At 48.4% G+C, this 13,318-nt stretch carries 11 protein-coding genes; 2 read left to right on the forward strand and 9 right to left on the reverse strand.

The window, feature by feature from the left end:
* Positions 1–44: 44 nt before the first annotated feature.
* The 9 genes from pnp to rimP all read right to left on the reverse strand — a co-directional run bounded on the left by pnp (position 45) and on the right by rimP (position 10,205).
* Positions 45–2,123 (reverse strand): polyribonucleotide nucleotidyltransferase, encoded by a 2,079-nt coding sequence (gene pnp / locus GA520_RS13595; protein WP_163338371.1) that lies wholly within the window; start codon positions 2,121–2,123, stop codon positions 45–47.
* A 207-nt stretch (positions 2,124–2,330) separates the two neighbouring features.
* Positions 2,331–2,600 carry a 30S ribosomal protein S15 gene (gene rpsO, locus GA520_RS13600; protein WP_163338370.1) on the reverse strand — a complete coding sequence of 90 codons (270 nt, stop codon included), beginning with the start codon at positions 2,598–2,600 and terminating at the stop codon, positions 2,331–2,333.
* A gap of 280 nt (positions 2,601–2,880) precedes the next feature.
* Positions 2,881–3,618: a tRNA pseudouridine(55) synthase TruB gene (truB, locus tag GA520_RS13605; protein WP_163338369.1), complete on the reverse strand. Its 738-nt coding sequence runs from the start codon at positions 3,616–3,618 to the stop codon at positions 2,881–2,883.
* A 26-nt stretch (positions 3,619–3,644) separates the two neighbouring features.
* Positions 3,645–4,658 carry a bifunctional oligoribonuclease/PAP phosphatase NrnA gene (locus GA520_RS13610; protein ID WP_163338368.1) on the reverse strand — a complete coding sequence of 338 codons (1,014 nt, stop codon included), beginning with the start codon at positions 4,656–4,658 and terminating at the stop codon, positions 3,645–3,647.
* Positions 4,627–5,046, reverse strand: a complete 420-nt coding sequence (gene rbfA / locus GA520_RS13615; protein WP_163338367.1) for a 30S ribosome-binding factor RbfA — start codon at positions 5,044–5,046, stop codon at positions 4,627–4,629. Before rbfA ends, GA520_RS13610 begins: the two co-directional genes overlap by 32 nt.
* A 9-nt stretch (positions 5,047–5,055) precedes the next feature.
* Entirely contained in the window at positions 5,056–7,914 is a 2,859-nt protein-coding gene (gene infB, locus GA520_RS13620; protein WP_163338366.1) for a translation initiation factor IF-2, read from the reverse strand.
* 101 nt (positions 7,915–8,015) lie between these two features.
* Positions 8,016–8,288 (reverse strand): YlxR family protein, encoded by a 273-nt coding sequence (locus GA520_RS27195; protein WP_370362781.1) that lies wholly within the window; start codon positions 8,286–8,288, stop codon positions 8,016–8,018.
* Positions 8,236–9,672 (reverse strand): transcription termination factor NusA, encoded by a 1,437-nt coding sequence (nusA, locus tag GA520_RS13625; protein WP_163338364.1) that lies wholly within the window; start codon positions 9,670–9,672, stop codon positions 8,236–8,238. The genes GA520_RS27195 and nusA overlap by 53 nt, the downstream gene beginning before the upstream one ends.
* A gap of 77 nt (positions 9,673–9,749) precedes the next feature.
* Entirely contained in the window at positions 9,750–10,205 is a 456-nt protein-coding gene (gene rimP / locus GA520_RS13630; RefSeq protein ID WP_163338363.1) for a ribosome maturation factor RimP, read from the reverse strand.
* Between the two features lie 120 nt (positions 10,206–10,325).
* On the opposite strand from rimP, the gene GA520_RS13635 reads away from it, so the two are divergent.
* Together GA520_RS13635 and GA520_RS13640 are read left to right on the forward strand one after the other, a co-directional pair.
* Positions 10,326–10,514 carry a hypothetical protein gene (locus GA520_RS13635; RefSeq protein WP_163338362.1) on the forward strand — a complete coding sequence of 63 codons (189 nt, stop codon included), beginning with the start codon at positions 10,326–10,328 and terminating at the stop codon, positions 10,512–10,514.
* Between the two features lie 334 nt (positions 10,515–10,848).
* Positions 10,849–13,302 (forward strand): DNA topoisomerase III, encoded by a 2,454-nt coding sequence (locus GA520_RS13640; protein ID WP_163338361.1) that lies wholly within the window; start codon positions 10,849–10,851, stop codon positions 13,300–13,302.
* The last annotated feature ends 16 nt before the right edge of the window (positions 13,303–13,318 follow it).

The raw sequence follows: 13,318 nt of genomic DNA on the forward strand, positions 1-13,318 counted from the left end.
ATTTCCGGAGTCGGCCTTCATGATATATTCCAGGACTATTAAGACTAATCCTGAAGCAGTGCCTTACGGCTTAACCGGATACGACCGCGGTTATCGACATCAAGCACGGTGACCTCAATGGTGTCACCTTCGCTCACTACATCAGTTACCTTCGCGACGCGCTTGGTGTCAAGCTCAGAGATGTGCACAAGTCCGTCGGTGCCAGGCAAAATTTCAACAAATGCGCCGAAATCCTTAATGGTTTTAACGGTTCCTTTATAAACAGCACCGATCTCAACTTCCGCGGTGATCTCTTTGACTTTTTCAACCAGAGCTTCGGCCAATGTACCGTTCAAAGTGAACATTTTCACCATACCGGAGTCATCGACTTCAATCTTGGCATCGTACTCGGCAGACAGTTCCTTAATGATCTTGCCACCAGGTCCGATAATATCTCGGATCTTATCAGGGTTGATCTTGTGAACGAAGTACTTCGGGGCATGATCTGCGACGTCGTCTCTGGCCTCGGCAATACCTTTTTTCATCTCACCGAGAATATGGATACGGCCATCCTTTGCCTGGGCAAGGGCATTGGACATGATCTCACGGTCTACGCCGTCGATCTTGATATCCATCTGCAGAGAGGTAATACCGTCACAGGTACCAACGACCTTGAAGTCCATATCTCCTAAGTGATCTTCATCTCCGAGTATATCTGAAAGGATTACAACCTTCTCACCTTCTTTGATTAGCCCCATGGCAATACCGGAGACAGGTGTTTTAATGGGTACACCGGCATCCATAAGTGCCATGGAACCACCGCAGACAGTCGCCATGGAGGAAGACCCGTTGGATTCCATGACCTCAGAGACAACCCGTACGGAATAGGGGAAATCCTCTTCTGAAGGCATAACGGCTGAGAGTCCTCTGTTTGCCAGAGTACCGTGACCGATATCCCTTCTGGAAGGGCCTCTTAGAAAACGCGCTTCGCCAACACAAAAGGGAGGAAAGTTATAGTGCAGCATAAACTTGTGGTTGACCTCACCACCGAGTGTCTCAACACGCTGTTGATCTCTCTCGCTCCCAAGTGTCGCGGTCACGATGGCCTGGGTTTCACCACGGGTGAAAAGGGCTGAACCGTGAGTTTTCGGAAGATAAGCAACCTCACAGGAGATTGAGCGAACCTCGTCAAATTTACGACCGTCGATCCGGGTCTCCTGTTCAACGATCCGCGAACGCATCAAGTCCTTTTTGTAATCAGAAAGGTACTCACCTATATCATTCTTACGAGTTCCATCTTCGTCGAGTTCAGCTACGACACGATCCTTCAACTCGTCATAGAGGTCATATCTTTCCATCTTGTCGGAGGTAGTAACAACCTTCTCCATATCATTGGCGGCAATCTCACGAACCTTGGCCATCAACTCTTCATCGACACTAATCGGTGTAAGTTCACGCTTGGTACGACCGTTAGTCTTTTGCAAATCTTCCTGTAGATCGATAAGCGGCTGAAGTTGCTCATACGCAAAAAAGATACCAGACAGGATTTCATCTTCAGTCAGTTCGTCTGCCTGGCCTTCGACCATGACAACAGCCTTCCTGGTGCAGGCAACGACGATATCCATTGCTGAATCTGTCAGTTCATCCTTGGTCGGATTCAGGATATAATTCCCGTCAACATATGCGACTCGACCGCCCGCCACCGGACCGTTAAACGGGAGGTCAGACAGGGTGACGGCACAGGATGCACCTGTAAGCGCCAGTACATCCGGATTATTTTGCAGATCGGCAGAGAGAACAGTTGCGATAACCTGGGTTTCGCAAGCATATTCCTCTGGGAAGAGTGGGCGAAGAGGCCTGTCGATGAGACGACAGGTCAGGACTTCGTGATCACTCGGCCGTCCTATTTCACGCCGGAAATAGTTACCGGGGATACGTCCTACAGATGCTAGCTTTTCCTGATACTCGATGGTAAGCGGAAAAAAATCGGCGTCCGGGCGTGCCTTCTTTGCGCCAACCGCAGTAACCAGCACCACCGTCTCACCGCAAGTGATTATTATAGATCCTGATGCCTGTTTGGCAATTTTGCCGGTCTCGATGGAAATAGTTTTCCCACCTACTTCGGCTTCAACTTTTGTATACATGTTTTCTCCAGATGTTCAGCATCAGGGAAATGCCCAGCGCCATTTTCCGACCGGATTATCCACCAGCCCCGTATGCTATTTTCTTTTTCCTCATACCTACAACAACAAAAACCTCAGGCCGCATATTTCTTCCCTGTGAAGAAAACGACCTGAGGTACGAATGGCACTGCCGTACGTATAACGTATCTGTGCCTGCGGCAGCTATTACTACTTACGGATACCAAGATCCTGAATCAGGCTCCTGTACTTGGTGATATCTTTTTTCTTCAGATAGTCAAGCAGGCTCCTGCGCTGGCCAACAAGCTTCAGCAATCCCTGACGGGAATGATGATCTTTTTTATGGGTCTTGAAATGTTCGGTCAGATACTTGATACGGTCTGTCAGCAGTGCAATCTGCACCTCTGAGGAACCTGTATCTGAGGAGTGAACTTTATATTTCTCGATAATTTCGCTTTTTTTAGCGGTTGTTTGTGCCACAACAGTCCTCCAGTAGCTTTATACTCAATCGTTCTTCAAGATAGTTATCAGTTTCATTCCCGCTTCCGAGGTAGATAGGCTCGTACACGGAGGCCGCATCTTATAATGTAGCCTGTTTGGCGACCTTCAAGAGTAGGTGGCGTACCCATAAATCTCTTTATTCGCACAACACATCAATAATGCAAGTACTTATTGTTCTGCTTTTTTTAGCATGATACACGCTGGGCCATCTATAGTGGCCAAAATGCAGTCGACCTGACTTTATATCCAATAATCATGATTATTGCAATAATTTCTGCACATCTTCCACAGACATCATCCCGGCCATAACTCTTTCATATTCTGAGGGCTCTAGAAGATCGTCTCCGCGAATTGCCTGTTGAACCGAGAAGACACCGCTACGGGTCCTCCTCAATTCCTGAAGATATGCACCACAGCCTAATTTCGTACCGATATCGTCTGCCAGGGTCCGTATGTATGTACCCTTACTGCAGACAACCCGAAGCTTCAGCAATGGATGTATTGGTCCTACAGCTCCCCTCTCTCCACACCTTTCGAGTTCATATATTGTAACCGGGCGAGGTTCCTTTTCAATTGTAATCCCTTTTCTCGCATAATGGTAGAGAGGTTTTCCTTTATATTTAACCGCCGAATAACTTGGCGGTCGTTGCATCAAGTCGCCCCTGAAATGGGAAAGACATTGTTCAATCTCCTTCTCATTCAGATGAGGGACATCTCTTTCATCAACAATATCACCTTCAGGGTCCAGAGTTGTTGTTCTTCTCCCGAGATACAGCGTTGCAAGATACTCTTTCTCCCCATCCATGAAAGAGGAAATCATCTTTGTGGCAGGCCGTCCACCACATACTATTAAAAGACCAGTGGCAAAGGGGTCCAGGGTTCCTGCATGTCCGACCTTCTTGATACCAAGCAGTTTTTTGACCCGGCGAACAATACCGAACGAGGACAACCCTGCAGGTTTGTCGATTAAGAAAACACCACCCTTAAACTCAGACATCTTTTTCCTTTCAGGCAACCGGCCAATCAGTGAACCAGCCCGAGCTGGAAAAATAGTTCTTTGACGACTTCAGCTTTGACTTCGTCCAGTGTCTTGTCCCGAAAACGAAAACCCGCGGCATTTCGATGACCGCCGCCACCAAAATGCTCGGCAACCACGGCAACATCACAATCGCCTTTGGCTCGTAAACTAACAGACACCGTATCCTGTCGTATCGACTTAATAAAGACAGCTGTTTTAACACTATCAAGTGATCTGGGATAGTCGACAAGACCTTCGACGTCATCACTTGTAGCACCGGTCTCCTCAAGCATATCAGCTGTTACATGGATAACAGCAAGCTGGCCTTCACCATACATCTCGAGGGTTCCCAGTACGCGTTGGAGAAGATTTAGCCTGGGCAGGGTTATATTATCATAAAGGTGTCGTGCCATCATCTCTGGCCGAACACCTCTTTCAACTAGATCAGCAGCAATTAGGAGAGTACGTCCGCTTGTACATTCATACCTGAAAGATCCGGTATCTGTACAAATAGCGGCATAGAGGTTAACACTTGCCTCAAAAGGGACCTCACATTCAAGTACGGAAGCGAGTTCATACACCATTTCGCCGCTGGATGACATACAGGGATCGACCCACCTCACATCACCATAATTTTTATGCGATCGGTGATGGTCGATTACGACCACATGTGAGTGCCCCAGCAGCTCATCTTCATACCTGCCGAGCCTGCTCGAATCACCTGCATCCATGGCTATGGTAACGATATCATCATCACTTTTCTGAACGAACCGGCACAGAGCATCAAAGCTGGATTGGATTTTTTCACTCCCGGGTAGAAAGGTATAATGAGGCGATACCGGTTCTTCCATGAAACAAAAGACCCTCTTGCCAAGTTTCTCAAGTATCCAGGCGAGACCCAGCATAGAACCGATGGCATCTCCGTCAGGATATACATGGGTGAGCAACACCACATTGGATGGATGCCTGACCCCGTCGAGAACTGCCTCAGGTATCTTCAGAGCCTGCTTTTCGCTCATTCTCTATTTCCCGGAAAATCGATTCAATCTCTGCCACCTTGTCAACCGTTTCATCGTATCTGAACTGCAAGGCCGGAGTGTGACGAAGATTTAAAGTTGAAGCAATATGACTACGCATGAAGCCCTTTGCTTTCTGCAATGCCCTCTCAACGGATTTAACCTTCTTCTTACCATCCAGAGTGGTAAAAAACACCCTCGCAATTTTCAGGTCATCAGTCACTTCGACCCTGGTAAAACTGGTGTTTACCAGTTTGGGGTCTCGCACCTTCCTGAGCATCAATATAGACAGTTCGTTGCGTATGGCTTCTGCAACTCGATCTGACCGCTTCGGCCCCTGTTTACCGAGCCCTATGGCATCGATTGTCTGTTTCGGATCCCAAATACTCACTTTCTGCTGTTACTCCAGGGTTGCTTCTACTTCAAGCATGACAAAAGCTTCGAGGTGATCTCCCACCTTGATATCGTTAAAGTTCTCGACCCCGATACCACATTCATACCCGGATGCGACTTCTTTAACATCGTCCTTGAATCGACGCAGAGAGCTGATCTTGCCTGTATATACAACCACACCTTCACGCAGGACACGAACCCCGGCATTACGCTGGATCTTGCCATCAAGTACACCACAACCCGCAATGGTTCCGACCTTGGGCACCCCGAAGGTTTCCCTGACCTCAGCTGTGCCGATAACATCCTCCTCAAAAGTTGGTTCCAGCATACCGACCATCGCTTTGCGAATATCATCAAGGGCATGATAAATAACGTCATAACTGCGAACATCGACATTTTCCTTGCTGGCAAGTTCTTTTACTTTCACCGACGGACGTACATTAAAGCCGATAATAATCGCTTCAGATGCAGAGGCGAGCAAAATATCGGATTCGGTTATGGTACCTGTACCTTCATGAAGCACCCGTACCTTGATATCCTTGGTCGACAACTCCTCGGCCGCCTTGGCAAAGGCCTCAAGTGTACCCTGGACGTCTGAGCGGATGACAACCCGGAGTTCCTGCACATCCCCTTCACTCATCTTCTCAAAAAGCTTATCCAGGGAAATCTTGGAGTTGGCGCCAAGCTCAACCTCGCGTGCCTTTGTGGCACGAACCTGACTGACGTTTTTGGCCATTCTCTCGTCGGTAACCACGATAAATTCGTCACCGGCTTGTGGTACACCCGATAAGCCCTGTACCTCGACGGGTATAGATGGTCCTGCAGACTTCACACTCCGTCCTCTCTCATCGAGCATGGCCCGGACTTTACCGGCATGTCGACCAACGACAAAGTGTTCACCAACTTTAAGTGTTCCTTCCTGTATAAGCACGGTGGCTACAGCACCACGCCCTTTATCGAGTTTGGCCTCAATAACGCGGCCCTTGGCCTGTCTCTTTTTGTCTGCTTTCAACTCAAGCACTTCCGCCATCAATTGAATCGACTCCATTAACTCATCGATCCCGATATTATTTTTGGCGGATGTCTCACAGAACATAGTCTGACCACCCCAATCCTCAGGGATGAGTTCAAAGTCGGCAAGTTCTCGTTTCACCCTGTCAGGGTCACTGTTATCCTTATCGATCTTGTTTACCGCAACAATGATGGGCACATCAGCAGCCTGGGCATGGCGAATAGCCTCACGTGTCTGCTCCATTACACCGTCATCTGCTGCAACAACGAGAATTACAAGATCAGTTACTTGAGCTCCACGTGATCTCATCTCAGTAAAAGCAGCATGACCAGGTGTATCGACGAAAGTTACGTCACCTGCACTCGACCGTACATGATAAGCACCGATATGCTGGGTAATTCCGCCAGCCTCACCTTCGGCCACATCTGTTTTCCGGATGGCATCAAGGATGGATGTTTTACCGTGATCGACATGACCCATAACGGTAACAACCGGCGGACGTTGCACCATCTCGCCACCTTCCTGGGATTCATCAAGCATCTGGATTCCGATCTCTTCAGTGATACCCTGCTCGACTTCATAACCGAAATCTGCAGCGATGATCATAGCGGTATCCACGTCGACAGTCTGGTTGATGGTAGCCATCACACCAAGCCCCATGAGTTTGGCGATAACCTCACTCGCCTTCACACTCATCCTGGCTGCCAGATCGGCAACACTAATAGTGTCGTAAACGGTTATGCGCCGTTTGGAGGCTTTCATCTCCGCTACCTGCGCAATATTCCGCTCAACCTTCTGTTTACCCCTTTTGCCTCGTTTGCCGCCATGGCCCCGCTGATAGTCGTCGCCAAAATGGGTAAATTTGACATTCTTTCCTTTCTTGCCTTTGCCGGCTGGACGTCGGGAGCGATCGGCCTCATCTGCCGATTTACCACGCTTACCACGTTTCTTACCCCTGCTGGCGTCTTCACTTGTCGGCGCAGCCGGAGCAGCAGCAGCCCCCCCTACCCCGCCGGGGGCTGGTCGTCCTACCTTTCTGGCAGGAGACGGTTTGTTGTGCTTCTTTCGTGGTCGCGATGGAGTTGACTCAGTATTTGATTTCGGCAATTCAATTGTGCCGACAACACGGGCCATACCTTTACGTGGAGGAGGAGTAATGGTCTTCGGCTTTACTTTTTTCTCTTCCGGCTTCTCTTTTTGAGATGCAACGACAACGGTATCATCCTTTTTCGGTGTAGCCTCATTGGCTTCTTTTATTACCGTTTCAACAGGCTGGGGAGTTTCGACTTGCTCCACCTCGGGCACCTCATCAATCACCGCTGTTTCAACTTTATCCTCACCGACAGGCACATCCTCACTGACGGATTCATCCTCACGAACCTCAGTATCTTGAGAGGGACTTTCTGCACTATCCGAGGGAGTGGCGGATTCGGCAGATACCTCTTCTTCAGTAACGTGTTCGGCAGGCGTCACAGGGGCTTCGGTTTCCATAACTTGACCAGCAGCCAGGTCTTCAACAGTTTCGGCAACTACTGATTCAGTATCGGCAGGTGCTGGCTCATCTGCGTATTCCTCTTCAGGTACCTCAGCTTCTGGCTTTGCTTGAGGTCTGCGTCGTATTACAGTAGAACGACGACGAATAACAGTCGGCCCCTCGGAGGCACTGATCCTTTTTTCCACCATCTCGGTATTGGATTCCTTCAGTACTGTCTTACGGATATTCTCAGCAGTTTCATCATCCACCGTCGAACTGTGACCCTTGATATCATACCCCTGATCAATCAGCTTGTCGGCCAGCGCCTTACTGCTCATTCCGGCCTCTTTGGCCAATTCGTAAATCCTCACCCTGCTCATTCTTTACTCCCGTATTTCCACTCTCAAGCAATCTGCATGCAAACACTTCGCACTATCTACAGATAAGCCCGACTTTATGAGCTTATTATAAAAATTATTTCCTAAAGACGGAATAATCTTTTCCATTTTTTCTGCTGCACCTTCATACTGTGCACACATTTTTCATTCCTGCAACAATAAGCCCCCCTGCCGGAGGCAGTTCCAGGAATATCTTCAAGGGGAGAATTCTCACCCCATACAAACCGTTTAAGTTCTGTTTTTTCTGTCTTTCTCCCACAGGAGACACAGGTTCGCTGCGGCACAATCGTTATCTCTTGAGCTTCAGACGTTTCCTTTGACATCTTCTGGGGGAACATTATCCTCAGTGTCGCCATCAGCTGAATCGGCTTCAACCACCTCTTCAACTTTTTCGGCTTCTGCCGCAGTCTCCTCAGTAACAGCTTCTTCCTGAGCGGTTTCTGCTTCTTCTCCCCCCCCTGCCTCTTCATCTTCCACAGGAGTTTTTCTGTTAACGACTACGCCAGCCTCAACTGCAGCCTTGGCGTTGGCGATATGTTCGGCAGCAGTAGCCTCATTGAGGGAGCGGATGGCAAGCAGGTCTTCAACCGTCGCTTCAGCAAGTTCCATAACAGAATAAATGTTTTTGCCAAGTAGTTGATCGGCCAACGATTCGTCAATACCGCCGAGATCGAGAAGAGACTGATAGCCAGGATCCTGCAGATTAGCCCAGCGTTGTTCGCTCTTGACATCAATCCGCCAACCAAGCAACCTTGAAGCAAGCCGTACATTCTGCCCCTGTCGTCCGATGGCCAGGGAGAGTTGATCGTTGGGCACGACAACCAGCATGGACTGATTATCCTCATCGACCCGGACCATTGACACATGGGCAGGTGCCAGGGCATTATAAACATATTTTGCAGGATCCGGGGACCAGGTGACAATATCGATACGCTCACCTTGCAGTTCCTGAACAACATTTTGCACTCTGGACCCTTTCATACCTACACAGGCACCAACCGGATCTACATCACTCTCAGATGAACTTACCGCAATCTTTGCCCTGAAACCGGGCTCACGGCTAACACCCATCACCCTGACTATACCTTCTGCTATTTCAGGAACCTCCATATGAAACAATTTAGCAAGAAAATCGTCACAGGTCCTGGAGAGAACGAGCTGTGAGTCACGAGCAGTCTGTCGTACCTCTACCAGGTAGGCTCGAATACGATCCCCCTGCTTGAAAGAACGTTTGGGTATCTGCTGGTCTTTAGGTAAAATCGCATCTGTCCTGCCAAGGTTAACGATCATGTTACCACGCTCGAATCGCTGAACGATACCACTTACAACTTCGCCCATGCGATCCTTAAACATCTCGTAGATAACTTCCCTCTCGGCATCTTTCATCTTGTGGATGATAACCTGCTTGGCGGACTGTGCTGCTATCCTGCCAAGTTCAGTGATATTTTCCATTTTCTCACCCAACTCGTCTCCAAGCTGGACATCAGGATCAAGCGCCAGCGCCTCATCAAGGGCAATCTCGGTCTGCTCATCTTCAGTCACTTCCACGACACTGCGAAACTGGAATACCTCAACTTCTCCAAACTCGTCGTTATATCGAACTTCTATATCACGCCTGCTACCAAGTTTCTTCCGTGCCGCCGACTGTACCGCCTCTTCGATGGCCTCAACCAGCAACTCTTTATCAAAGCCCCGATCCCTACAGATCTGGTCGATTATACGCTTTAGCTCCGATACCATTTTTTACTCCATCATTGAACTGCAAGTCCGTTGTATTTTCGGCACCCGCCGCCAGGCTTCTCGGGTTGCCGGATATTTCAGAGTGACAACCTGGCCTTATTTATACTGTCGAAGGAAAACCGGACTCTTTTTCCATCTTCAAGTTCCAGTTCTATATCGTTATCAATCACCTGTCTGATGATTCCAACCTGCATCTTTTGTCCGTCGAGGGGCTCCCGTAACTTCACTCGTGCCTTTTGGCCGCTAAAGCGTTCGAAATCTGCAACAGACTTCAATGGTCGCTCCAGCCCTGGAGATGAAACCTCCAGATTATACTGGTGATCGATCAAATCCTCAACGTCCAGGTACGCGCTGATTTCCCTGCTGACATCAGCACAATGATCAACGGTGATACCCTGTTCACTATCAATAAAAATACGCAAGACCCAGCCATGTCCTTCACGCCTGAACTGTACCTCGACAAGTTCAAGCCCCATAGTCGGCAACAGGGAAGCTGCATATTTTGATATTTCTTCTATTACAAATTCGCTCATAACTTGTTGCCACACCTTGGCGGCGGTTTTATTACTTGATTCGGGTCACAGGGTTTCAGGCATAAAAAAAAGCGGGCAGAGCCCACTTTCCAAAGCCGTCCTGCACGATCAGCAGGCGGTATGCCGGAAATCCGTTACGACCTTACTTCAACTTCTATCCGCCACACTCGCTTCTATACGTGGGAAGAGAGCGCATTTCAGTCTTTCGGACAAACAATTAAATCACACTTATCACGCCATGTCAAGCAGGAAGCCCGAATAAACAAGGGAATTGATCTGGCAACCGGGTCTGACTCATTGCTGTACTAAAAAAAATAATTCCCCGCTTATAAATTCTGCCATCCAGCCGACACAACCTTTTGTTTTTAGGGAATAACACGTAATCAGCCTGATACATGTTTCCGAAAAACCCATGGAAAAGAATTTGAAAATACATTTGACAAACGGTACACACATATATACAACATCTTTCTATTTTCCGGCACTAATCACCACAGCGGATTTTTTCTTTCACCCATAACGGGTGGAAATTCCATACATAATCAACAACTACATAGGATTTGCCACTGAACGGCCAGCTGTATTTGTCCTCTACGGACAGATACCATAGCCGCCTCCGTTATCCGGCGCACCTCAATATATAATGACTGAAAAAACGTTAATAATTGCTGAGAAACCGAGCGTTGCCCTGGATCTGGTCAAAGTCCTGCCCGGTAAATTCAAAAAACACAAGACACACTACGAAAGTGACAAATACATTGTCTCCTTCGCCATCGGCCATTTAGTTTCCATCTGCTATCCCGAGGAAATTGACCCCGCATACCAGAAGTGGAATATCGAACTCCTGCCAATTCTACCCGAATCATTCCCATTAAAGGGACTCGACGGTACGAAAGGCCAACTCAATGCCCTGCAAAAACTTATTCGCAGAAAAGATGTTACAGAAATAATCAACGGTTGTGATGCCGGACGCGAAGGTGAACTTATCTTCAAATATATTGTCAAGTATGTCTGGAACAGCTCCGTGGCCCGCAAATCTTTCAAGAGGCTATGGTTGCAATCAATGACCAGCGACTCTATCAAAAAGGGTTTTGACAGCCTTCGGGAAGATCAGGAGATGGTCCCCCTCGAGGATACAGCCCTGTGTCGATCTGAATCCGACTGGCTTATCGGTATCAATGCCACACGTGCGCTCACCGGCTACAATTCGCGTAAAGGAGGGTTCTTCCTTACCCCATGCGGCAGGGTACAGACGCCGACTCTATCACTTATTGTTAAAAGGGAACAAGTAAGAAATGCATTTATCCCTGTACCATATACAACACTCGAGGGATCATTTGGTGACAGTAGTCAGGCCTACACTGGCAAATGGATCAACCCTTTATTCAAGAAAGATCCGGCCAAGCCGGATTCCCGGGCTGACCGGATATGGGAGCCGGAAAAAGCTGCTGAGATTGTTGCCAAATGTACCGGTAAACCTGCCAAAATCCAGGAAACAAGCAAACAGACAACCCAGCGCTCTCCGCAGCTCTTCGACCTGACAACGCTGCAACGAGAGGCAAACTCACGATTTGGATTCTCGGCCAAGAACACCCTTGGGCTCGCCCAGGCGTTGTATGAAAAACATAAGGTTCTGACCTACCCACGAACCGACTCCAGGCATCTGCCGGAAGATTATGTACAGACAGTTAAAAAGACCCTCTCCAGCCAGCAGAACTGGCAATACGGTACTTTTGCTGCCATGGCACTTGATAAAGGCTATGTGAAGAAGGATAGGAAGGTTTTTAATAACAGTAAGATTTCCGACCATCATGCTATCATCCCGACAACCCTGTTGCCAAAAGGTTTGTCCGAGCCGGAACAGAAGATCTATCAGATGGTTGTCCAACGATTTATCGCCGTCTTTTTCCCGGCAGCAGTGTACCAAAACACCAAAAGACTCTCCGTGGTAGAACAGGAGACATTCCTCACTGAAGGAAAGATCCTGCTTGAGCCAGGCTGGCGTGCCATCTACGGCGTCACTCTCGACAGCAAGAAAGACAACCTGCTTCAGCCAATCAGGGAAGGGAGCTCCATCGATTGCCAGAAGGTCAAGAGTGAAGAACACCTCACAACACCTCCACCAAGATTTTCAGAAGCAACCCTGCTTTCCGCCATGGAAAACTCGGATAAACTGATCGATGACGACGAGCTGGCCGACGCCATGAAAGAGCGCGGTCTCGGGACTCCAGCGACCAGGGCTGCCATCATCGAAAAACTCATTAATGAAAAATATGTGGTTCGTGAAGGAAAGGAACTTGCTCCCACCGGTAAAGCCTTTGAACTCCTCTCTCTGATTGAGGCCATGAAAATAGATGTCCTCGCAAGCCCGGAAATGACAGGTGAGTGGGAATATAAACTCAACCGTATTCTCAAGGGCGAACTCACCCGCGAAACCTTTATGCAGGAAATTCGTGACCTGACTCAATCCATCACCGATAAGGTCAAGAATTTCAAGACTTCTGAGTTTCAGGTGGAGGCCTCTTTCAGTCCCGTCGGTGATCAGAAGTTTTTCAGCACCCCTACAGCCTATGTTTCCGAAGATGGCACAATATCCATTCGCAAGATTCTCGGCGGCAGGGTCATGACGGAAGAAGAAATCGTTCGCCTCATACAGGGTGACACGCTTGGCCCATACAGTGATTTCCGTTCAAAGCGCGGCAAACCGTTCACCGCCTCGGTACGACTTGCCAAAAGCAAGATCGAGTTTATCTTTCCTGATTCAACAGATGATCTTGATATTGAGGCCATTAAACAATCTCAGCCACTTGGGCTTTCACCGCTCGACAATACACCTGTCTACGAGACCCCTGCCGGATATATGTCAGGATCTGCTCTTGACGGTGACAGCAAAATGGGGTTGAAAATCAGCAAAATAATACTGAGCAAGGAAATTCTGCCGACCCATATTGGCCAACTCCTCACAGATGGTAAAACGGAATTGATAAAGGGATTTATTTCCAAAAAGAAGAGGCCGTTTGATGCCTACCTGCTACTTGGAAAAAACGGGAAAATTACCTTTGATTTCCCGCCGCGGAAACCCCGAAAGAAAAACTAACATTCAGATATTCAAA

The sequence above is a fragment of the Desulfopila sp. IMCC35008 genome (assembly GCF_010646885.2).
Taxonomy (GTDB): Bacteria; Desulfobacterota; Desulfobulbia; order Desulfobulbales; family Desulfocapsaceae; genus Desulfopila.